The sequence below is a fragment of the Nocardia fusca NBRC 14340 genome, assembly GCF_001618425.1.
GTDB lineage: Bacteria > Actinomycetota > Actinomycetes > Mycobacteriales > Mycobacteriaceae > Nocardia > Nocardia fusca.
The window spans coordinates 23,662-45,571 of sequence record NZ_BDCU01000008.1 but is presented as its reverse complement, the minus strand read 5'-3'; the positions used below and the strand labels follow the sequence as shown (position 1 = coordinate 45,571).

General features: G+C 67.6%; 22 protein-coding genes and 1 tRNA gene. 12 read left to right on the top strand and 11 right to left on the bottom strand.

Annotation, left to right across the window (positions count from 1 at the left end; genetic code table 11):
- Window positions 1-30 precede the first annotated feature (30 nt).
- Entirely contained in the window at window positions 31-489 is a 459-nt protein-coding gene (locus NF4_RS01760) for an SRPBCC family protein (RefSeq protein WP_063125544.1), read from the bottom strand.
- Between the two features lie 174 nt (window positions 490-663).
- Window positions 664-849, bottom strand: a complete 186-nt coding sequence (locus NF4_RS01755; RefSeq protein ID WP_030524229.1) for a DUF1918 domain-containing protein — start codon at window positions 847-849, stop codon at window positions 664-666.
- Window positions 850-1,097: 248 nt separating this feature from the next.
- Here NF4_RS01755 and NF4_RS01750 point away from each other — a divergent pair, with 248 nt between their 5' ends.
- The 3 genes from NF4_RS01750 to NF4_RS01740 all read left to right on the top strand — a co-directional run bounded on the left by NF4_RS01750 (window position 1,098) and on the right by NF4_RS01740 (window position 4,239).
- The gene (locus NF4_RS01750) at window positions 1,098-1,682 is read left to right on the top strand and encodes a dihydrofolate reductase family protein (RefSeq protein WP_063125543.1); all 585 of its coding nucleotides are present in this window, start codon (window positions 1,098-1,100) and stop codon (window positions 1,680-1,682) included.
- Between the two features lie 179 nt (window positions 1,683-1,861).
- Complete coding sequence (locus NF4_RS01745) at window positions 1,862-3,127, top strand: aspartate kinase (protein WP_063125542.1); 1,266 nt, start codon at window positions 1,862-1,864, stop codon at window positions 3,125-3,127.
- A 77-nt stretch (window positions 3,128-3,204) separates the two neighbouring features.
- Complete coding sequence (locus NF4_RS01740; RefSeq protein WP_063125541.1) at window positions 3,205-4,239, top strand: aspartate-semialdehyde dehydrogenase; 1,035 nt, start codon at window positions 3,205-3,207, stop codon at window positions 4,237-4,239.
- Window positions 4,240-4,259: 20 nt separating this feature from the next.
- Here NF4_RS01740 and NF4_RS01735 read toward each other — a convergent pair whose 3' ends face one another.
- Entirely contained in the window at window positions 4,260-5,618 is a 1,359-nt protein-coding gene (locus NF4_RS01735; protein ID WP_063125540.1) for a serine hydrolase domain-containing protein, read from the bottom strand.
- Between the two features lie 1,346 nt (window positions 5,619-6,964).
- A complete protein-coding gene (locus NF4_RS01725) occupies window positions 6,965-8,242 on the bottom strand; it encodes an FAD-dependent monooxygenase (RefSeq protein WP_063125538.1) in 1,278 nt (425 codons plus the stop codon).
- Window positions 8,243-8,350: 108 nt separating this feature from the next.
- On the opposite strand from NF4_RS01725, the gene NF4_RS01720 reads away from it, so the two are divergent.
- Window positions 8,351-8,932: a TetR/AcrR family transcriptional regulator gene (locus tag NF4_RS01720; protein ID WP_063125537.1), complete on the top strand. Its 582-nt coding sequence runs from the start codon at window positions 8,351-8,353 to the stop codon at window positions 8,930-8,932.
- A gap of 206 nt (window positions 8,933-9,138) precedes the next feature.
- A complete protein-coding gene (locus NF4_RS01715) occupies window positions 9,139-10,086 on the top strand; it encodes an NADP-dependent oxidoreductase (RefSeq protein ID WP_063125536.1) in 948 nt (315 codons plus the stop codon).
- A 126-nt stretch (window positions 10,087-10,212) separates the two neighbouring features.
- On the opposite strand, the gene NF4_RS01710 is transcribed toward NF4_RS01715, so the two are convergent.
- Together NF4_RS01710 and NF4_RS01705 are read right to left on the bottom strand one after the other, a co-directional pair.
- Window positions 10,213-10,286, bottom strand: a tRNA-Pro gene (locus NF4_RS01710).
- 86 nt (window positions 10,287-10,372) lie between these two features.
- Window positions 10,373-11,335, bottom strand: a complete 963-nt coding sequence (locus NF4_RS01705; RefSeq protein WP_063125535.1) for a metallophosphoesterase — start codon at window positions 11,333-11,335, stop codon at window positions 10,373-10,375.
- Window positions 11,336-11,538: 203 nt separating this feature from the next.
- Between NF4_RS01705 and NF4_RS01700 the strand changes: the two genes are divergently transcribed.
- Entirely contained in the window at window positions 11,539-12,003 is a 465-nt protein-coding gene (locus tag NF4_RS01700) for a GatB/YqeY domain-containing protein (RefSeq protein ID WP_030524219.1), read from the top strand.
- A 21-nt stretch (window positions 12,004-12,024) separates the two neighbouring features.
- Here the strand turns inward: NF4_RS01700 and NF4_RS01695 are convergent, their stop codons facing one another.
- Window positions 12,025-14,412 carry a penicillin-binding protein gene (locus NF4_RS01695; RefSeq protein ID WP_063125534.1) on the bottom strand — a complete coding sequence of 796 codons (2,388 nt, stop codon included), beginning with the start codon at window positions 14,410-14,412 and terminating at the stop codon, window positions 12,025-12,027.
- A gap of 349 nt (window positions 14,413-14,761) precedes the next feature.
- Between NF4_RS01695 and NF4_RS01690 the strand changes: the two genes are divergently transcribed.
- Entirely contained in the window at window positions 14,762-15,085 is a 324-nt protein-coding gene (locus NF4_RS01690; protein WP_030524217.1) for a WhiB family transcriptional regulator, read from the top strand.
- Between the two features lie 91 nt (window positions 15,086-15,176).
- Here NF4_RS01690 and bagB read toward each other — a convergent pair whose 3' ends face one another.
- Together bagB and bagA are read right to left on the bottom strand one after the other, a co-directional pair.
- On the bottom strand, window positions 15,177-16,316 hold the full coding sequence (bagB, locus tag NF4_RS01685; RefSeq protein ID WP_063125533.1) for an ATPase BagB: 1,140 nt from the start codon (window positions 16,314-16,316) through the stop codon (window positions 15,177-15,179).
- Window positions 16,313-17,332 carry an ATPase BagA gene (bagA, locus tag NF4_RS01680; RefSeq protein ID WP_063125532.1) on the bottom strand — a complete coding sequence of 340 codons (1,020 nt, stop codon included), beginning with the start codon at window positions 17,330-17,332 and terminating at the stop codon, window positions 16,313-16,315. Before bagA ends, bagB begins: the two co-directional genes overlap by 4 nt.
- A 168-nt stretch (window positions 17,333-17,500) precedes the next feature.
- On the opposite strand from bagA, the gene sp36 reads away from it, so the two are divergent.
- The 3 genes from sp36 to NF4_RS01670 all read left to right on the top strand — a co-directional run bounded on the left by sp36 (window position 17,501) and on the right by NF4_RS01670 (window position 19,040).
- On the top strand, window positions 17,501-17,665 hold the full coding sequence (sp36, locus tag NF4_RS37425) for a Sp36 family protein (RefSeq protein WP_085995322.1): 165 nt from the start codon (window positions 17,501-17,503) through the stop codon (window positions 17,663-17,665).
- Window positions 17,666-17,670: 5 nt separating this feature from the next.
- Window positions 17,671-18,156: a RidA family protein gene (locus tag NF4_RS01675; RefSeq protein WP_063125531.1), complete on the top strand. Its 486-nt coding sequence runs from the start codon at window positions 17,671-17,673 to the stop codon at window positions 18,154-18,156.
- 68 nt (window positions 18,157-18,224) lie between these two features.
- Window positions 18,225-19,040, top strand: a complete 816-nt coding sequence (locus tag NF4_RS01670) for an MBL fold metallo-hydrolase (RefSeq protein ID WP_439956723.1) — start codon at window positions 18,225-18,227, stop codon at window positions 19,038-19,040.
- Between the two features lie 174 nt (window positions 19,041-19,214).
- Here the strand turns inward: NF4_RS01670 and NF4_RS01665 are convergent, their stop codons facing one another.
- Window positions 19,215-19,889, bottom strand: coding sequence for a Crp/Fnr family transcriptional regulator (locus NF4_RS01665; RefSeq protein ID WP_039821685.1), 675 nt, complete (start codon window positions 19,887-19,889; stop codon window positions 19,215-19,217).
- Between the two features lie 179 nt (window positions 19,890-20,068).
- Window positions 20,069-20,308, bottom strand: coding sequence for a hypothetical protein (locus NF4_RS01660; RefSeq protein ID WP_081877169.1), 240 nt, complete (start codon window positions 20,306-20,308; stop codon window positions 20,069-20,071).
- Between the two features lie 169 nt (window positions 20,309-20,477).
- Between NF4_RS01660 and nth the strand changes: the two genes are divergently transcribed.
- Window positions 20,478-21,248 (top strand): endonuclease III, encoded by a 771-nt coding sequence (nth, locus tag NF4_RS01655; RefSeq protein ID WP_063125530.1) that lies wholly within the window; start codon window positions 20,478-20,480, stop codon window positions 21,246-21,248.
- Complete coding sequence (locus NF4_RS01650; RefSeq protein ID WP_063814473.1) at window positions 21,245-21,898, top strand: TlpA family protein disulfide reductase; 654 nt, start codon at window positions 21,245-21,247, stop codon at window positions 21,896-21,898. Before nth ends, NF4_RS01650 begins: the two co-directional genes overlap by 4 nt.
- Window positions 21,899-21,910 lie beyond the last annotated feature (12 nt).

The window sequence follows — 21,910 nt, the reverse complement described above, 5'->3', positions numbered from 1 at the left end:
GCGCGTACGGCGCGGGCGCGTCGGGCGGGCTCAGACCAGGTCGTAGGTCTCGGATTCGGGGAACTGCTCGGTGTAGGCGACGAAATTCTCCACCAGGGCCTCGTAGGATTTGCGGACCGCCCGCTTGCCCAGGAATCCGGGCACCGGCAGCGGCGTGTACTGCTCGACGTGCAGCAGCACTTCGCTACCCGTTTCACCGGGGGTGACCTCGAAGGACCCGCCGCCTCTGATACCGCGGGTGCTGTCGGAGACCTCCCACGACATCCGGTTCTCCGACCAGTCGAACTCCCACACCTGCATATCCGGGGTATTGGAGACCGAGACCTGGATGAAGACCCGGCGCGGCCGGCCCTCTTCGTCGCGCCCCGCCACGCGCGCGTCCTCGAAATCGGGTGACCATTCGGACAGCATCTCGACCGCCATCAACGCGTCCATCACCTGGCCCGGGTCGGCCTCGACGGCGAATCTGATATCGGTCTTCGTACGCATGCTGTCCCTCGCACCCCCGGTTATTACGAATCGGCCACGATTCTTCCTCGGGGGTCGCGTGATCGTCAACACGCTCGTTCGCCGCGGCGGTTATTCCGCCGACGGGCATACCGGCCGCAGAGGTTTGCGGGGCCGGTCCTGAACCGGGGTCCGCTGTCCTGCCGCGTGGGCAGGTCAGGGTGTTCGTTCGACTGTCGCGTCCGGGCCGGGGAAGACCAGGGACTCGTGTCCGTCGTCGAAACGCACCAGATACGGCGGCGTTCCGTCGCGGCCGTGAACCTCTACGATCTCTCCCTCGTGGTCGACCTCGCCGACGGTGTGCCCGTGCACGTGCAACCGGTCTCCGACGTTTGCCATCATGCAGCCCATTATTCGAGGCCTATGGCAGGCATCACAACCCCGATCGGATTGCTATCGGTCTTTTGGTGGCGGCTCGTAATCAATTCGGGCGCCGGTTATCGAGTGGTGTCCGTGTTCATTCGCTCGATCGACGGCCGGTTCGATATGCGCCCGACGTCCGCGAGCGTCCGCTCGCCTTGACACCACTCCATCTGTAGTACTACATTCTAACCACTTCAGTTGGAGTACTACGAACAGGGCGGTACCTCATGCGAAAGCTCGTCTACTACGTGGCCGTTTCCCTCGACGGCTATATCGCCGGCCCCGGCGGAGAGGTCGACTTCTATCCCCTCGGCGCCGATATGGCCGAGTGGATCAACGAGCGCTATCCCGAATCCGTCCCCACGCATATCCGGGAACAGGCGGGTATCGCACCCGACGTCCCGAACCGGCACTGGGACACGCTGATCATGGGCCGCGGCACCTACGAGCCCGCCCTGTCGGCGGGCATCGCCAGCCCCTATCCCCACTTGAAGCAGTACGTCGTCTCCACCACCTTGGACAGCGTCGGGGACCCGGAGATCGAACTGGTGCGCACCGATCCGGTCGAACTGGTGCGGCGGCTCAAGAAGGAGGAGGGACCACAGGGCAAGGACATCTGGCTCTGCGGCGGTGGCACCCTCGCCGGCGCGCTGATCGAGGAGATCGACCAGCTCGTCTTCAAGAGCTACCCGGTGCTGGCCGGAACCGGCGTCCCCGTGCTGGGCGGAGTTTTCCGGCCCACGCGGTTCACTCCCGTGCGGCGGCAGGAGTTCGGCAACGGAGCCCAGGTGACCTGGTTCGATCGGGTATGAGAGCTGTTGGGTTGCCCGCCGGGCCCGCCCGCGCGTGCGGCGGGTCCGCGAGCAGGTAAACGTGACGTCACGCGGCTGTGTGTTATTCCACAGCCAGGCCGGATACTCCCGGAACAGCGTGGCCGGCATCGGTACGCTATTGCACTGATCGCCTGTTCGCTGACATTGGAGGACCCCGCGTGGCACTCGTTGTCCAGAAGTACGGAGGATCCTCGGTAGCCTCTGCCGACCGGATCCGTCGCGTCGCCGAACGGATCGTCGAGACGAAGAAGCAGGGCCACGACGTGGTCGTGGTGTGCTCAGCTATGGGCGACACCACCGATGAACTGCTCGACCTGGCCGAGCAGGTTTCTCCCGCGCCCCCGGCCCGGGAGATGGACATGCTGCTCACCTCCGGTGAACGCATTTCCAACGCCCTGGTGGCCATGGCCATTCACAGTCTCGGCGCCGAGGCGCGGTCGTTCACCGGCTCCCAGGCCGGTGTCATCACCACGTCGGTGCACGGTAAGGCCAAGATCATCGACGTGACGCCGGGCCGTCTGCGCGAAGCCCTGGACGAGGGCACCATCGTCCTGGTCGCGGGTTTCCAAGGCGTCAGCCAGGACAGCAAGGACGTCACCACGCTGGGTCGGGGTGGTTCCGACACCACCGCGGTCGCGCTGGCCGCCGCGCTGGAGGCCGACGTCTGTGAGATCTACACCGATGTGGACGGAGTCTTCACGGCCGATCCGCGCATCGTGAGTGACGCGCAGAAGCTCGAGCAGGTCTCCTACGAGGAAATGCTCGAGATGGCGGCCTGCGGGTCGAAGGTACTCATGCTGCGCTGCGTGGAGTACGCGCGCCGCTACAACGTGCCCGTGCATGTGCGTTCGTCCTATACCGACAAGCAGGGCACCTATGTATACGGATCGATGGAGGACATTCCCTTGGAACAAGCAATCCTGACGGGCGTCGCGCACGACCGCAGCGAGGCCAAGGTGACCGTGGTCGGGCTGCCGGACGAACCCGGATACGCCGCCAAGGTGTTCCGTTATGTGGCCGAAGCCGAGCTCAACATCGATATGGTCCTGCAGAACATCTCCAAGGTGGAGACCGGCAAGACCGACATCACCTTCACCCTCCCCAAGGCCGACGGTGTCCGGGCGGTGGAGATGCTGAGCAAATACCAGAGCGATATCGGCTTCTCCCAGGTGCTCTACGACGACCACATCGGCAAGGTGTCGCTGGTCGGAGCCGGTATGAAGAGTCATCCTGGCGTCACCGCCACCTTCTGCGAGGCGCTGGCCGAGGCCGGTATCAATATCGACCTCATCTCCACCTCCGAGATCCGGATCTCGGTACTGGTCAAGGACACCGAACTCGACGATGCCGTGCAGGTGTTGCATCGGGCGTTCGATCTCGGCGGCGACGAGGTCGCCGTCGTGCACGCCGGAACGGGGCGCTGACTTGATCGGGTCAGGCGCGAAGGCGGTAGCGCAGCGTAATCACGTAGCGCTCCCGATCGAGTCGAGAGGATAGAGCGATGGGTGTGCGTGTAGGTGTGGTCGGCGCGACCGGTCAGGTCGGCGCCGTGATGCGCAAACTGCTCGAGGAACGCGATTTCCCCGCCGACGAGGTGCGTTACTTCGCCTCGGCGCGTTCGGCCGGTAAGAAGTTGCCGTGGCGCGGCGGGGAGATCGTGGTGGAGGACACCGAGACCGCCGACCCGTCGGGCCTGGATATCGCGCTGTTCTCCGCCGGCGCCACCATGTCACGGGTGCAGGCGCCGCGGTTCGCCGCCGCGGGGGTCACCGTGATCGACAACTCCTCGGCCTGGCGCAAGGATCCCGAGGTCCCGCTGGTGGTCAGCGAGGTCAACCCGGAGCAGACCCGCAATCTGGTCAAGGGCATCATCGCCAACCCCAACTGCACCACCATGGCGGCGATGCCGGTGCTCAAACCGCTGCACGACGCGGCCGGGTTGCAGCGCCTCATCGTGTCCAGCTACCAGGCGGTATCGGGTAGTGGTCTGGCCGGTGTCGAAGAGCTCGCCTCGCAGACCCGCGCGGTCATCGACGACGCGGAGAAGCTGACCCACGACGGCAGTGCGGTGGATTTCCCGGCGCCGAACAAGTACGTCGCCCCGATCGCGTTCAATGTGCTGGCCCTGGCGGGTTCGCTGGTGGACGACGGTTCCGGGGAGACCGACGAGGACCAGAAACTGCGCAACGAGAGCCGCAAGATCCTGGGCCTGCCGGAGCTGCTGGTGAGCGGGACCTGCGTCCGGGTGCCGGTGTTCACCGGGCACTCGCTGTCGGTGAACGCCGAATTCGCCGATCCACTCTCGGTACAGCGCGCCCAGGAGATCCTGGCCAAGGCGCCCGGGGTGGAGCTGGTCGACGTCCCGACGCCGCTGGCCGCCGCAGGTAAGGACGAATCGCTGGTCGGCCGTATCCGCCAGGATCCGGGTGTCCCGGACGGGCGTGGGCTGGCGCTGTTCATCTCCGGCGACAACCTGCGCAAGGGCGCGGCGCTCAACACCATCCAGATCGCCGAGGTGCTGCTCGCCGATCGCTGACGGCGGGTACGCCGCCCGGCTCAGTGGATCCCCGGGGTGCGCGGGTCGTTTCCGAGACACGCCAGGAGGACACAGCCGGGCGGCGCGTCGCTGAACGGCGCCGCGAGCGGTTCCCCGAGGCAGGCGAACACATCGCAACCCGGGTACGCGGACCGACCGATGCCGAAGACCGCGAGCAGGATATCGGTATCGATATAGGAGTTCGGGTCGGTGCGTAGTGGCGGTTCGACGTACGGGCCGGGGTCGGGGATCGGGGGTTCGTAGAAGGCGGACAGGAGCCGCCGGAAGAACTCGTGCGGCAGTTCGCCGGTGTGCGCGACGACGCCGGCCGGGCCGTAGGCGCTCATGTTCCCGAACACGCCGGTCCACACCACCACCAGGTCCAGGCTCGGCACGACGAAGACGTTCTGCAGGCCCACTCCGGCCATCGCATAGGTGTCCGGCGGCAGGAACGACGCGTTCTCCGCGCAGCCGGGACCGCTCCAGAACAGATATCCGTAGCAGGGGTTGGTCGGCGACGGGGCGGTCGCGCGGGACAGATACGCGGCGGGCACGATCTGGTGGCCGTTCCAGTTGCCGTTGCCCGCGACCAGCAGTCCGAGTTTGGCCAGATCGTTCGGCGGGATCAGCAGATGCGCGTACCCGTAGGTGTGGCCGGACCGGTCCCGCGCCCAGTACCAGTCGCCGCGTTCGATGCCGAGCGGCCCGAACAGTTCCCGCTGCGCGAAGTCCTGTAGCGGTTCACCGACCGCGAGTTCCAGCACATACGACAGCAGATCGACGGTCCGCTGGCTGTAGGTGAAGACGGTGCCCGGTTCGTGGTCCAGCGGGACGCCCAGTGCCTGGACCGCGCTGTTGGGGTCGAGTGGTACCGCCCCGGTGAGACCCTCGGTGACCACGCCGGTGCGCATACCCGAGGTCTCGGTGAGCAGATTCTCGACCGTGATCGCCCGGCGCTGCGCGTCGCCGAGACCCGGCGGCAGGTACCGGCCGATGGGCGCCTCGATATCGATACGTCCCTCTCCGGCCGCGATCCCGGTGAGCAGCGAGACCACGCTCTTGGTCACGCTCCATACATTCCACGGGGTATTTCCGGTGCGCGCGTTGCCCGGACCCTCGCCGACCAGGCAGTTGTGCCGGAAGACCTGGATGTTGAGCCGATTGCGGCCCGCGGCGAAGGCCAGTGCGTCGGTCAGCCGGGCCGCGTCCAGCCCCACCTGTTCCGGAGTGGCGCGGGCCGGTTCCCGGCCGGAGGACACCTCGCATCGGGCGGTCGTGCCATCGGTTTCCGGTATCGCCTGTGCCTGCGCCGCGAAGAGCTGTCCCGCCATCAGTGTTACCGCTGTGACCCCCGCCAGGAGCCCACCGAAACGCACCATGCGGATCACCCTAATGGGCAGGCGACCGCGGGGCCGGTTATCTCGGGCCCGGACAGCACGACGCCCCTGCCCGATCGGAAGACCGGTTCAGGGGCGAGTTACCGGCACAGTTCTCGCGGTGCCGGCGGGTTGTCGGCGCGGGGCCCGATCAGAGCAGACCGAACCAGTAGACCGCACAGGCCAGGGCCCATAACACCAACGTATCCATCCACACTCCCACTTGTCGTCGTAGCGGATAACTCCATGATGCCCGAGATACACCGATCCCGGAGCAGGTCCCCCGGCTGTGCCCCGACCTTGTCTGCACTGTGACGAATGGTGGTCGCAGCGTTATAAGTTCACGTTAAGTGCCTGCCAAGCGCGGGGCCCCATTGTTGGTGTCGAGGCCGGGCCAGCCGGTAACGAGGACACCGCGAAGAGGAATCCGCAATGATCAGGAAGCTGACCGCCACGCCCGCTCCGGGCGGTGCCACCGCCGCGGTGGCGCCGGCTGCCGAGCCCACCGAGAGTGCGCTGGGCACCCCTGCGGCCGTCCGGGCCACAGTGGCGACGAGGTCGTCGGCATCGGCCGATTCGACGATCGCGCCGCGGCGCGAGGTCGCCGTCGACAAGGCGGGCGGATCCGGTGCCGCACCGCGACCGTCTGTGCCGCGCGAGCCGGTCTGTTCGGCGCCGACGAGCTGGAGATCGGTGGCGCGCGCGGCACCGAATCGGGCGAGATGGGCGCCGGCTTGCAAGCGACCGGCTGCCTGACCCAGGTGGTCGTACCGAACTCGGCGTAGCCGGCCGCCCCGGTGGCCGGATACGCCGCCGATGGGGGCGGGGTACGGACCGGTGCCTGGGGAGGAACCGGAAAGTGCCCGGTGGGGGATGGGGCGGATCCGGGGGAGGGGTCCGCCGGGAGGGATGAGGTGGTTACGGGCCCGGGAGGAACCGGAACCCCCTCGGAGGGTGGGGTCGCGGGAACCGGTGGGGAGCCGGGGACCGCGGTGGGTGGGTCGGTCTGTCCCGCGGGGTGGCAGACCGGCCCATCGGCCGGCGGCAACGTCCGTCCGGGCTGGTCTCGCGGGGTGACCGGCCCGGACGGCCATCGAGCGATGGTTCGGCTCTTCCGGATGCTCGGCAACGGAATCGGAAACGGCAACGAGTGTGGTCGATCCGGTCCGCTGCCAGCGGAAGGTAACCGTTCGAGGAATCGGCGATGGTGGTTGTGGTGCGGAAAGTGGAGACGGCAGTAGGTAGGTCTGCCGTCGGGTGGCCGCCCGGCCGCTCCGGGTTCTCCGGACCGAGGGCTCACGGTGGAGTCCGCGTCGGTCCGGCCGCCGGCGGCGATCCTTCTCCACTGGTTACCGCGGCAGAGTTCCCTGTTCCGCCGTGGGGAGGTCGGTGGAGTATTCGGGCAGCGTGTAATCGTCGGTGCCGGACAGCATGCGGGTCATCAGTGGCTGCATGATTGTGGAGGTGGTGAGCCGGACCAGGGCCAGCGAAGCCCGGATACCCGCCCGGGTGCGCGGGGTCATGGCCTTCACACCACCGGGCGGGAGCTGCTGCGCGGATTCCACGAACGGGCGCAGGATCTCACCGTACCGGGCCAGTGCGGCGGCGGGCCGGTCCGGTGTGCGCACGATCTCGCCGACCAGTACGTAGGCGCCGACCAGAGCCATGGCCGTGCCCTGTCCGCTCAGTGGTGACCCGCAGTACCCGGCATCCCCGACCAGCGCGATCCGCTCGGTCGTCCAGCGCGGCATGGTGATCCGCGCGAGTTCGTCGAAGTAGAAGTCCTCCGCCCGGTCCATGGCGGCGTCGACTTCGGGGACCAGCCAGCCACCGACCGCGAGCCCTTCGCGCAGCAACCGTTTCTGGGCCGCCGTGTCGCGCCGCAGCGCGGGATCGGCGGGGCGCCGGACGCTGATCATCGCCTTGGTGGTCGCCGGGTCGGCGTCCGGCCGGAATGCGAGAAAGGCGCCGCCGGGGAGCAGTTGCACGGTCATCCAGTGCGGGCGGACCTCAGCCGGGGTCGGCATGGTGAAGTACGAGGTGTATCCGCCGAGATAGGTGCTGAACTGCTCTTCGGGCCCGAAGGCCAGCCGCCGGGTGGTGGAGTGCAGACCATCGGCACCGACCAGCACGTCGAATTCCTCGGTGGCTCCGGAAGCGAATTCCACCGAGACGCCATGAGCGTGCTCGCGCAGTGCGTGGATCCGTTCGCCGTACCGGTAGTCGACACCGGGCGCGCCGGGGCGCGCGGTCTCCTCGGCGAGGGCGTCCAGCAACACCTGGTTCAGATCGCCGCGGGTGATCTCGATCTCGGCCACCGCCCCCTTGCCTTCGAAGAGTTCGGCCGGCATCCGGGCTGCTTCGCGACCGGTGGAGTCCACGTACACCATGCCCCGTTCGTCGAGCTGGTACCGGCGGATACCCGGCATGAGACCCATCCGCTCCGCCACGATCCGACTGGGTCCTCGCAGGTCGACGGCCTGACCACCCGGCCGCGGCCCAGCCGCGCGTTCGATCACCGTGGGCCGGATTCCGGCGCGCAGCAGTTGCAGGGCGACCGCGTTACCGGCGATACCGCCGCCGGAGATGAGTACGCGCGGTGTGGCCGGTGTGGTCCGTGTGGTCATCGGTGTCCCTCGCTCAGAGAATTGCTCGAATGTCTTAGACGTATGTCTAACACAGATGTAGAACGAGTGTCTAGAACGGATGTCTAATACGGTGGTTAGAGTGGAAGCATGGGAAACAAGGAGGACCTCCTCGCGGCCGCGCGTACCTGCATCTACGAACGTGGGTTCGCCGCCACCACGGCCCGCGATATCGCCACCACCGCGGGAGTCAGCCTGGCCGCCATCGGCTACCACTTCGGTTCGAAGGACCGCCTGCTCACCGAGGCCTTCACCGACGAGACGGGCCGGGTGATCGGCGACGACCTCGAAAGACGCATCAAAGCAACCGCCGGTCAATCGGCGGGTGCGGCGTTTCCTCAGGTCTGGGAGGGCATCGCCGAGCTGTTCGACCGCAACCGGGACGTGCTGGTGGCGAGTATGGAGAACGTGGTCCGCATCTACCGGACCCCCAGCGAACAGTCGCGGATGGGGGAGATGCACCAGATCGCGGTCTCCGAGATCGCGGATCTGGTCGCCGAGTCCTACCCCGGTCTCGACGGTTCCCGGGCGCGTGCCGTCGCCGAGCTGTACTTCGTCATCCTCAACGGCTTGGTGATGCAGTGGATGAGCAGTCCGGGCGCGGAAGTACCCACCGGAGCTCGGTTGGGGGAGGCGATAAGCGCTCTGACCTCGACCGAACGTCCGGGATAGGGCGTGGGAACGCTGAGTTCCGGCCGGCGCCGCCACGCACGGGCGCCGATGACTTCGGCCTTCGTATCGATCCTGCGGCCGGGCGAGGGGCCGCGATGGCGGAAACCTCTGGCGTTCACCGGCTGCGAGCACCCGATGCGGAATATCACCGCTGATTCCCACGTTGGCCCGGTTCGATAGCTATCGAACCGGAAGGTGGGCGAACTATGCGGGTCATCGGTTTCGACGAGCCCGGAGGGCCCGAGGTGTTACGCGCATTCGAAGTCCCCGAGCCGGCCGTCGGCCCCGGACAGGTGCGGATCCGGGTGCGGGCCGCGGCGGTGAACCCCTCGGACGTCGTGACCCGTAGCGGGCTGGTGCACGACCGATACGCCGGCGTGACACCGCCCTACATTCCCGGCTGGGACGCGGCGGGAACCGTGGACGAGGCCGACCCGGACACGGGATGGCGTACCGGTGACGAGGTGATCGCGATCACGCTGCCGGTGCTCGATGGCGGTGGTGCGTACGCCGAGAAGATCGTCGTCCCGGCGGAATCGGTGGCCGTGCTCCCGGCGGGCCGGGATTTCGCGTCCGCCGCCACCCTGCCGATGAACGGGCTGACGGCCTGGCAGGCTCTCGACCGCCTGGCCCTGGAGCCGGGAGCGTCGCTGGTGGTGACCGGAGCGGCCGGTGCCGTCGGCGGCTACGCGGTCGAGTTGGCGAAGCACGCGGGGCTACAGGTGATCGCCGATGCCGCCCCCGCCGACCGCGATCTCGTCCGGGCCCTCGGCGCGGATATCGTCGTCGACCGCGGCGCCGAGACCGTCGCGCAGATCCGGGCCCATTTCCCCGAGGGGGTGGACGGCGTGGTCGACGGCGCCCTCCTGCGCGACCACATCACCCCCGTGGTCCGCTCGGGCGGGGCCTACGCCGCCTTGCGGCCCGAGCGGCTGAACGGCGGAGTCGCACCCCGCCCCGGCCTCACCGTGCACGAGATCATGGTCGGGACCGATATCCGGGAGAAGGACCGGCTCGATCGCCTCTCGGACCTGGTCGCCTCGGGCGTGCTGACACTGCGGGTGGCGGATCTGCTACCGGCCGAGCAGGCGAGCGAAGCCCATCGGAGGCTCGAGGGAGGCGGGGTGCGCGGACGGATCGTCCTCGAATTCTGAATCCGGATATCCGGTTTTCCGGCCGGATCGATTCGTATGAACTCGTCGGCATGTAGCTCGGCCCGGAATACGAAAAAGGCCCCTGACCATCGGTCAGGGGCCTAGTCGTGTCTCGACCAACACGAGTCGGGGTGGCGGGATTTGAACCCACGACCTCTTCGTCCCGAACGAAGCGCGCTACCAAGCTGCGCCACACCCCGTGAAGCGGACCTGCGATAGCTTACATCAGGTCCGGTCCGGAAAAGAAACCGACTGTTCAGGGCCTATTTTCCGGTAGTGGCGCGCACTACCGGGCGACTGCCTGCGATGTCGACACCCCGTGGCCGGAATCGGCGGCGGGCTGTTTGGGCGGAACGGCGACGAGGGTGAGCAAGGTGGCCTCGGGCCGGCAGCAGAATCGGTACGGCGCCCAAGGGGAGGTGCCGATTCCGGCCGAGACGTGCAGCCGGGTGTGCGCACCCCATTTGGACGGGCCCTTGACCCGCGACCGGTCGATATCGCAGTTGGTGACCAGGGCGCCGTACCCGGGTAGACAGAGCTGGCCACCATGGGTGTGCCCGGCCAGGATGAGGTCGTAGCCGTCATCGGCGAAGCGGTCCAGGACCCGGGGCTCCGGGGAGTGCGTCAGACCGATGCGGAGATCGGCGAGCGGGTTCGGGGCGCCGGCGATGGTGTCGTAGCGATCACGCTGCAGATGCGGATCGTCCACGCCCGCGCTGGCGATGCGGATACCGCCGACCTCGATATCGCGGCGGGTGTGCGTCAAATCCAGCCAGCCACGCTCGGTGAACGCCGCGCGCAGATCCTTCCAGGGCAGCGGGGCGCCGTGCACACGTTTGTGGTTCTTGTCGAAGTACTTCAGCGGGTTCTTGGGGACCGGCGCGAAGTAGTCGTTGCTGCCGAACACGAACAGGCCCGGCCGGGACAGCAACCCACCCAGCGACTGGACCACCGCGGGCACGGCCTTCTGATGCGACAGATTGTCGCCGGTGTTGATCACCAGGTCGGGTTCGAGCCGGTCGAGCTCGCGCAACCACTGCTGTTTGAGCTTCTGCCCGGGCGTCATGTGCAGATCGCTGATGTGCAATACCCGCAGTGGCGCCGAGCCCGGCCGCAGTACCGGCATCGTGGCTTCGCGCAGAACAAAGGCATTGCGTTCGATCAATGAGGCATAGCCGACTCCGGCCGCCGCGGCTCCGGCGGCGCCGAATACGGTTCGGCGAAGGACCGACGTCGAGATCACGGGCATTTGCCCAGCATAGGTGACCAGGTCGCTGGGCGCGCAGCGTGTTGAGCCACAGTTTCGGCCACATGGCGGGCAGATGACATGCCACCGCGGCCGAGGACAGGCCTGTGGCCTCGGGAAACGACCGATCGGCGCGGGAGCGAACACGCCCGGCCCAGCGGGTTATCCGGTGGGCGTGGCGGGGTGCAGCGGCTACCGTTCTGCCCATGTCGGAACTGAAATCGAGGCTGCGCGCCGATATGACCGCTGCGATGAAGGCGAAGGATTCGCTGCGGCTGAACACCCTGCGGATGCTGCTGGCCGCCATCCAGACGAGTGAAGTCGCGGGGAAGGAAGCCCGCGAACTGTCCGACGCCGAGGTGGTGGCGGTCCTCACCAAGGAGTCGAAGAAACGCAACGAATCGGCCGAGATCTACACCCAGGCGGGCCGTGGTGAGCTGGCGGCCAACGAACACGCCGAGGCCCGGATCATCGATGAATATCTGCCCACCCAATTGACCGACGCCGAGGTCGCCGACCTGGCCGATACCGCGATCGCCCAGGTCGCCGAGGAACTCGGCGAACGACCCGGGATGCGGCAGATGGGCCAGGTCATGAAGGTGGCCTCCGGGCTGGCCGCCGGCAAGGCCGACGGCTCCCGGATCTCGGCGGCGGTGAAGGCGCGGTTGTAGACCGAGCCCGCACCGCCGGGATCAGCGAGGGATGGGTACCGGAATGGGGATCGGCGGCAGGAACGGCGGCAGCGGCAACCCGGGGGCGTTCGGGGTGGTCGCGGCCGGCCGTCCCGGCGGCGGTGGTTCGCGGACGGTGCCGTCGCTGAGGTAGATCGTCACCTGCGATCCGGGAATGGCCGACCCGTTCGGTGTCGACCCGGTAACCGTCCCCTTCGGTGCCGAACCGGGCGAGGTCACCGACGTGACCTTGAAACCGGCGCCGGTGAGCGCTGCGGTCGCCTCGCCGGCGGTCATGCCGACGACATCGGGCACCTGTGCGTTCTCCGCGCCACGGACGTATTTCTCGTCGACCGGCGGCAGGGCCGGGGGCGGGAAGTTGCCCACCACCGGCTTGACTGCGCCGAACCAGGTCCGGGCGGGCTCGTTGCCGCCGAACAAGCCGTTGGCGTCGCTGGCCGGGCAGTTGCGCAGCGGGAAGGAGCAGATCTCACCGGGGGTCGGGCTGTCGCCGTAGACGTAGACCGCGCCCGCGAGCGAATTGGTGAAGCCCAGGAAGGCCGAGGACCGGTGGCTTTCGGTGGTACCCGTCTTGGCCGCTACCGGCAGGTTCCATCCGGTCGACCCGGCCGCCGCCGAGGCGGTGCCGCCGCCGGAGGAGTCCTTGCCCATGGCATTGGCCAGGGTGTTCGCCAGACCCGGTTCGACGACCTGTTCACAAGCCTGTTCGGTGAGCGGAACGGGCTTGCCGTAGCGGTCGATCACTTCCGCGATGGGCGAGGGCGGGCACCAGGTTCCGCCGGAAGCGATGGTCGCGGCCACATTCGACAGTTCCAGAGGATTGATCGCGAGTGGGCCGAGGGTGAACGAGCCGAGATTCTGGCCCTTGATCATGTCGGCGAGGCTCTGGTTGTCGTCGTGTCCGGATGTGCCGGGATCGGTGTAGGAGCGCAGGCCCAGCCGGACGGCCATATCCACGGTCGGGGTCACGCCGACGGCCTGGATGAGTTTCACGAAGGCCGTGTTCGGCGAGGTGGCCAGCGCCTCGGTCACCGACATCGGTGACCGGTAGTTGCCCGCGTTCTCGACGCAGTACGTCTCGGGCGGGCAACCGGGGGCGCCGCCGTTACCCATGCCGCGGGCATCGAACCGGGACGGCACATCGAGCTGGGCGTTGGTGCCCATACCCTTCTCCATCGCCGCGGCGGTGGTGAAGAGCTTGAACACCGAACCCGCGCCGTCGCCGACCATCGTGTACGGCTGGCCGAGCAGGGTTTCGTGCGCATCCCGGTTCAGGCCGTAGGTGCGGCTGCTCGCCATCGCCAGCAGCGGGTGTTTGTCCTTGCCCGGCCCGATCAGCGACATGAGCGAGGCGATGTTCTCCAGATGGGGGTCGGCGTTCGCGTTGACCGAACGTTTCACCGAATCCTGGACGGCGGGGTCCAGGGTGGTACGGATCAGATAGCCGCCCTTTTCGATCTGTTCCTTGCTGAGCCCGGCCTCGGCCAGGTACTGCAGGGCGTAGTCGCAGAAGAACCCGCGGTCGCCCGCGGCGATACAACCCCGGGGCAGGCCCTTCGGTTCGGGCAGCACACCCAGCGGCTGCGATTTCGCCGCGTGGAACTCCGCGGCGCGGCTGGGGATGTTCTGCATCAGGGTGTCCAGCACGGTATTGCGGCGGGCGGTGACCCCCTCGGGATTGGTGTATGGGTTCAGCTTGGAGCTGGACTGCACCATTCCGGCCAGCATCGCCGACTGGGCGATGTTCAGGTCCTTGGCGTCGATACCGAAGTAGGTCTGGGCGGCGTCCTGGATCCCGTAGGAGGAATTGCCGAACGGGACCAGATTCAGGTAGCGGGTGAGGACCTCGTCCTTGGTGAGTTCCTTGTCCAGGGTCAGCGCCATGCGGATCTCGCGGATCTTGCGCGCGGGTGTGGTCTCGATGGCGGCGCGGCGTTCGGCGTCGGTCTTGGCGACCACGAGCAGGTTGAAGTTCTTGACGTACTGCTGGTCGATGGTCGAGGCGCCCTGCTGGACCTCGCCGCTGCTGGTGTTGGTCAGGAAGGCGCGGATGGTGCCCTGCCAGTCGACGCCGTGGTGGTCGGCGAAGCGCTTGTCCTCGATGGAGACGATGGCCAGCTTCATATCGTTGGAGATCTGGTCGCTGGGCACTTCGAATCGGCGCTGCTCGTAGAGCCAGGCGATCGGATTACCGGCCGCGTCCACCATGGTGGACACGGCGGGGACGGTTCCCTCGACCAGTTCCGCGGACACGTTGTCGACGGCGTCGGCGGCGCGGTTCGAGACGAATCCGAAACCTCCGGCGACCGGGAACAACAATCCGGCTACGAGCACGGAGGCGAGTACACAGCTGCCCGCCAGCTTGAGGAGCGCACGTGTGATCGGCACAGCACCAGCGTAGAGGGTCACCGTTCGGGGTTCGTGAAGTGTGGACGCCGGGTGTTGTCCTCGCTGATCAGTGTATTGAGCGGGCAGTATCGCGCAGGGCGCTTGACGTGCGTTTACGGGCCGGAGGGCGGGTGGCGCCCGCCCGGTCGCAGGCACGGACGTACCAAAAAGTCATCACTCGGTCTTGCGCAATCGGCATACCTTTACCTAGATTGAGAGCTCAGTGTGATAGAGCTAACACTCAATGTGGAATGTGGTGCACTTCGCAGCGGGGTTCGGGTTGCTGCGAAGTGGACGCGATTCCGGAGCGCCGTGACCCGGTGTTCGGACTGGCAAAGGGGCACACCAAATGCACATGACAACCCCCGTCGCTCGATTGGACGTAGAGCAGGCCGAAGCAAGGATCGCCTGGGTGGCCCAGGCCCGATGCAAGGAAGTGGATCCCGATCAACTGTTCGTACGCGGCGCGGCCCAGCGCAAGGCGGCGACGATCTGCCGGCACTGCCCGGTCCTGATGGAGTGCGGGGCGGACGCTCTGGACAACAGGGTCGAGTTCGGGGTGTGGGGTGGTATGACCGAGCGACAGCGTCGGGCGCTGCTCAAACAGCATCCCGAGGTGACCTCCTGGTCGGACTTCTTCCACGCCCAGCGCCAGCACCAGGTGGCTATGTAAACCAAATCCCTATTGGACTACCGACCGCCGGGCACTCGAGATTTCGAGTGCCCGGCGGTTTGCCCGGTCGGGGCGAGCCGACCGGGACGGTTCAGCTTTCCCCGGCAGTCTGCGTACCGGCCAATTGCGCCCCGACCGCGCGCAGTGCGTCCAGATCGGTCACATCGAACGGCAGCGCGGTCACCGAGACGATCGGCACCCGCGGATGCGCGCCTGTGAACCGGTGCAGTAGATGCTGTTCGCGCCGTGCGGTCGCGACCCGCTGCGCGTGGACGCGCAGCACCCCCGCCGATAGCGGATCCGAATCATCGAGCCCGTCGGCGGCCGTGAGAGCGTGATCCGAGGGCAGCGAGCACAGCACCGGATGGGTCCGGTTGAGTACCAGCCCGGCCAGCGGCATCTGTTCGGTGGACAGCCGGTCCACGAAGAACGACGCCTCGCGCAGCGCATCGGGTTCCGGCGCGGCGACCACCAGGAAATGGGTACCTGGCTTGGCCAGCATGGCGAACGTGCGATTGGCCCGCTCCTGGAAGCCGCCGAACAGCGATTCCAGCGATTGCAGGAAATTCGAGGCGTCCTTGAGCATCTGGCCGCCCACGATGGTCGACACCCCGCGTACGGCCAGGCTCATCGCACCCGTGACGAACCGTCCGACGCCCCGCCCCGGCGCCATGATCACCCGGATCATCCGGCCGTTCAGGAAGTTGCCCAGCCGTTTGGGGGCGTCGAGGAAGTCCAGGGCGTTGCGCGAAGGCGGGGTGTCCACGACGATCAGATCCCACTCACGGCGCCCGGCGAGCTGGCCGAGTTTCTCCATCGCCATGTATTCCTGGGTGCCGCCGAACGAGGAGGCCACCGCCTGATAGAAGGGGTTGGCGAAGATCTGCTCGGCCTTGTCGGCGGTGGTGTGCTCCAGCACCATCTCGTCGAAGGTGCGCCGCATGTTCAACATCATGGCGTGCAACTCGCCCTTGGCCTCCGGCCCCAGTTCGACCCGCTGCGGACTGTTGTCCAGGTCCGCGACGCCCAGCGACTGGGCCAGTCGGCGAGCCGGGTCGATGGTGAGGACGACGACCTTGCGCCCCTGCTCGGCCGCGCGCAACGCGATCGCCGCCGCCGCGGTGGTCTTCCCGACGCCGCCGGAACCGCAGCACACCACGACGCGGGCCGTCGGGTCGCCGAGGATGGTCGAGATGTCGAGGGGGGCCGGACCGGCCGGTCGGGTGCTCATCGGACTCCCTGCTCGCTCAGATGGGCGGCCAGTTCGTAGAGACCGCCCAGGTCCATACCGTTGGGGAGGGCGGGCAGCAGCAGCCGGGCGACCTCCAGATCGAGGAGTTCGGCCGCGCTGGTGTCCTGGGCGCCGAGGACGGCCGAATGCTCCACTGTCTCGGTGAGCAGACCCGCGAAGTCGGCGGCGGACAGGGTGATCCCGGCGGATTCCAGTCCGGCACGCACGGCGGCGGCGTCGAGTTCACCGGCTGCCGCGGCCGCCCGCGTCTGTGCGCTGAGCGGACTGTGCGCGGCGCGGTTGACGATCACGCTGCCGATACGCAGATCGTTTCCGCGCAGCTCGGCGATGGCGTCCAAAGTCTCCTGGACCGGCAGCGCCTCGAGCAGCGTCACCAGGTGGATCACCGTCTGGTCCGAATGCAGCAGTTTGGACACCCCGTCGGCCTGGGCGGCGATCGGGCCGCCCTTGGCGAGTTCGGCCATGGCCTGGGTGACGTCGAGGAAACTGGCGATCCGGCCGGTCGGCGGCGCGTCGACGACCACCTCGTCGTAGACGGGACGCCCGGTCTTGTCGGACCGGACCACGCATTCCTTGATCTTGCCGGTCAGGATGACATCGCGCAGGCCCGGCGCGATGGTGGTGACGAAATCTATGGCGCCCATCCGGCGCATCGCCCGGCCGGCGAAACCGAGGTTGTAGAACATATCGAGGTATTCGAGGAACGCGTGCTCGATATCGAGCGCCAGGGCCACCACTTCACCGCCGCCGTCGGCGGTGGCGATCTTCGTCTCGGTGGGGGGCAACGGGGGCAGATCGAACAGCTGGGCGATCGACTGGCGGTTCTCCACCTCGACCAGCAGCACCCGGCGCCCCCCGGCGGCCAACGCCAGCGCCAGGGACGCGGACACCGTCGACTTACCGGTGCCGCCCTTACCGGATACGTAGTGCAGGCGGGCGTTCGTCGCGCTGTCGGGCCACCCCGTCTTCAGGCCCGGTTCGGCCGATTCCGACATCGTCGTTGGTTCTGCCACGGTCGCGAGCCTATAACTCGCACTGGACGGATGCCCGCATACCGTGGTTTGTGCGGATGTGGTGTACCAGACACCGGGACCGCCCCTCTATCACCGGACCCACGGTCGCGCCGTGGGGCTCGCGGACGGCACCCAGTAGGCTCCCTGCGCATGAGCGATGTGACCCAGTGGGAATACGCGACCGTACCGCTGCTGACGCATGCGACCAAACAGATCCTGGATCAGTGGGGCGCCGACGGCTGGGAGTTGGTGACCGTGCTGCCCGGGCCGACCGGTGAGCAGCATGTGGCCTACCTCAAGCGGCCGAAGCAGTAAGCGCCATGGCGGAATCCGAAGCGAATCGGCCCGTGACCGAGTGGCGGGCCAACCTCGACCGGCTCGGCCTGACGGTGCCTCCCGTGGTGGCTCCGGTGGCCGCGTATGTGCCCGCCATACGCACCGGCAACCACGTCTACACCTCCGGTCAGTTGCCGTTCGTGGCGGGTGAGCTGTCGGCGATCGGGAAGGTCGGGGCCGAGGTCTCGCTCGACGAGGCGGTGACCGCGGCCCGCTGGTGCGCGGTGAACGCGCTGGCCGCCGTCCACGACCTGGTCGGCCTCGACGAGGTCGTGCGGATCGTGAAGTTGGTCGGGTTCGTCGCCTCGGCACCGGGATTCACCGATCAGCCGCTGGTGATCAACGGTGCCTCGGAGTTCCTCGGTGAGGTGTTCGGCCCTGCGGGCGCCCACGCGCGCTCGGCCGTCGGGGTCTTCGAACTGCCGAAGAACACCCCGGTGGAGGTCGAACTCATCGCCGAGGTGCGCTGAGCAGGACGGACACTCCTGGTTCGGCAGGCCCGCCGGGTTGCCCATAGATTCGAACGGGCGACTTTCGAATTGGAGGTGTTGTGGTGACACTCACCCATCCGGCCTACGGGCAACTGCGTGTGGTGACGCCGTCGGCGTCGGTACTGCTCGCGAACAATCCGGGACCGATGACTCTGGACGGTACGAACACCTGGATCCTGCGATCCCCCGATCGCGCGGACTGTGTGGTGGTGGACCCGGGCCCCGACGACCCGGAGCACATCGCGGCGATCGCCGAGGCGACCGGCGGTGCGGTGGCGCTCACGCTGATCACCCATCGGCATCCCGACCACACGGGTGGTATCGACGAGTTGGTGCGTCTGACCGGGACACCGGTACGGGCCATGGACCCGGAGTTCCTGCGCGGCGAAGTGGCGGTGCTGACCGACGGCGAAGTGGTCGAGGCCGCGGGTCTGCGGATCACGGTGCTGCACACTCCCGGGCATACCGCCGATTCGATGAGTTTCCTGCTGGCGGACGCGGTCCTGAGCGGCGACACCATTCTCGGCCGCGGCACCACGGTGCTCGACCGCGACGGCACGCTACGGGATTATCTGGGGTCGATGGACCGGTTGCTCGAAGCCGGTGCCGGGCGGGCCCTGCTGCCCGCCCACGGCCCGGATCATCCGGATGTGGAGCCGGTGGCGCGGTACTACATCGCGCATCGGCACGAGCGGCTCGCACAGGTCCGTACAGCGCTGGAAGAGCTCGGTGCCGACGCGGACGCCATGGATGTGGTGCGCACGGTGTACTCCGATGTCGACGAGAGCCTGTGGCCGGCCGCCCGCAGTTCGGTGGAATCGCAGCTCACGTATCTGCGGTCGGAGCGGGACACGCAGAACTGAGTCGAGCGTATTCGGCAGCGGGCGACGCTCCGAGGGGACGATAAACCCTCGGAGCGCCGCCCGTTCCACGTAGTGGCGCCGGAAGTACTGAGCGCGCCGGTACCGGCCGGTGACGGCGGAGCCGGGTCCACCCGCCGCGATCGGGCGGACCCCCGGGCAGTTCGTGCCGCGGCGTCAGCGAGCCCGGCGGGCCAGTCGCTCGGAATCGGAGATCAGCACACTCTTGCCCTCGAGGCGCAGCCAGCCGCGGTGCGCGAAATCGGCGAGCGCCTTGTTGACCGTCTCACGGGAGGCGCCGACGAGCTGGGCGATCTCCTCCTGGGTCAGGTCGTGGGTCACCCGCAGCGCGCCGGCCTCCTGAGTGCCGAACCGCTGTGCGAGCTGCAGCAGCGCCTTGGCGACCCGGCCGGGGACGTCGGTGAAGATCAGGTCCGCGAGGTTGTTGTTGGTCCGGCGCAGCCGGCGGGCGAGCACCCGCAGCAGCTGTTCGGCGATCTCGGGACGCTGATCGATCCATGCCTTGAGCGCGTCCCGGTCCATGGTCACGGCGCGGACCTCGGTCACCGTGGTGGCCGTGGAGGTACGTGGCCCGGGATCGAAGATGGACAGCTCGCCGAACATATCCGACGGACCCATGATGGTCAGCAGGTTCTCCCGGCCGTCCGGGGACCGGCGGCCCAGCTTCACCTTGCCGGACGTGATGATGTACAGCCGATCACCCGGTTCGCCCTCGTTGAAGATGACGTGGCCGCGAGGGAAATCCACGGGCTGCAGCTGTTTGGCGAGCGCAGCCACCGCGGTGGGCTCAACGCCTTGGAAGATGCCTGCTCTGGCGAGGGCCTCGTCCACGAATGTGCTCCTTAGGGAAATGGCTGTAGTCGTCGGGCGGACCGATGCGGTTCGGCCGACAGTGCAGTCTACGCGGCCTTATCGACGCGCAGTGACAGACACCACGTAAGGAAGGTTAACCGTGGGCGAGTCCGGGCGGTACGGCCGCCCGCGCGAGCGGCCCCGCACGGGCGGGTCGATCAGCTCGCACGGGCGATGTCGACGGTCTCGCGCGCCTCCTCGCTGCGATTACGGCGGCGGCGCATACGCGCGACCGCCGCCGGTAGTCCGAGCTTCGTCAGCTCGTTGACCTCGGCGTTGCTGGCCTTGTCCAGGTAGGCCTGGACTTCCTCGTCGGGCTCGAGAAGTTTGCGCAGACGGTTCTCCACTCGTTCCATGCCGAGTGCGAACAGCATCAACACCACTGGGAAGAGCACCACAGCGAGTCCTTGCATGCCGGGTAGTTAACACGGTCGAGGTCTCAGATGGAATACGGGAGTAGAACTGAGAAGACAACGTTGTCGGACGGTTCCGTATGGTGGACGGGTGCGTACCTCCCCCTCAGAAACCGTCGGAAGCGACATTTCCGGCACTGCCGAGGCGGCTGTCGTGCGCCCGGCCGTCGGCGGGGCGCGCACCCGTAAATCCAGTACTCGACCGGCGGAAACACGTTTGGGTCTGGTGCGTCGCGCCCGCCGGATGAACCGGCTTCTGGCGCGGGCATTTCCCGACGCTCATTGCGAGTTGGATTTCGGTACTCCGCTGGAACTCGCGGTGGCCACGATCCTGTCGGCGCAATGCACGGATGTGCGAGTGAATATGACCACTCCGGCTCTGTTCGCCGCCTATCCCGACGCGCGGGCCTATGCCGAGGCCAACCGTGCGGAGCTGGAAGAACTCATCCGTCCCACCGGTTTCTATCGCAACAAGGCGAATTCACTCATCGGTCTCGGACAGGCACTCCTCGAACACTACGACGGTGAATTACCTCACACGATGGCGGAGCTGGTCGGTTTACCGGGCATCGGCCGAAAAACCGCCAATGTGATTCTCGGTAACGCATTCGGAATTCCGGGTATCACCGTCGATACCCATTTCGGCCGGTTGGTGCGTCGCTGGGGTTGGACTGCCGAGGAAGACCCGGTAAAAGTCGAACACGCGATCGGTGCGCTGATCGAGCGCAAGGAGTGGACGATGCTGTCGCACCGGGTGATCTTCCACGGGCGCCGTGTCTGCCATGCCCGGAAGCCGGCGTGCGGGGTCTGCCTGCTGGCCAAGGACTGCCCGTCGTTCGGGGCCGGGCCCACCGATCCGGAAGCGGCGGCCAAACTCGTGAAGGGACCCGAGGCACCGCATCTGCTCGAACTGGTGGGCCGTTGAGTCGCGTACCGGTTTTCTGGAAATGGGCATTGACGGCGGTAATCGTGGCATTGGCGGCCGCGATCGCTTTCTGGCCGCGCGGTGGTTCGGAAAACGCCGGGCCCGTCGCGCAGCCCACCCGGACCATCGATCCCGCGCTGCGGGCGGTCTCCGGGGCCGCGCAATGCCCCACCGCCTCGGCACCGGCGGAGCGGCCGGGTCCGCTGACGGATGTGGTGCTGAGCTGCCTCGCCGATGCCTCGCCGGCGTACCCCGGCCGCCTCACCGGCCGGCCCGTCGTGCTCAACCTGTGGGCGTACTGGTGCCAGCCGTGCCGGACCGAACTGCCGCACTTCCAGGAGTACGCCGACCGGGCGGGTTCCGCGGTGCAGGTGGTCACGGTGCACAGTGACCCGGACGAGGCGAAAGCGCTCGCGCTGCTCGCCGCCCTCAACGACGACCTGCGGGCGCAGGGACGCGCCGAGCTGCGCCTGCCGGGCGTGCAGGACTCCGATGCCCGGGTCCGCGCCGCCGCGCAGGCCCCGACGGCTCTGCCGATCACCGTTCTGGTCCGCCCGGACGGTTCGATCGCGGACTATGTCGCCCGCCCGTTCCGCGACGCCGACGATATCGCCGCCAGTGTGGCGGGCGCACTGGGAGTCACCGCGTGAGGCAATACCTCC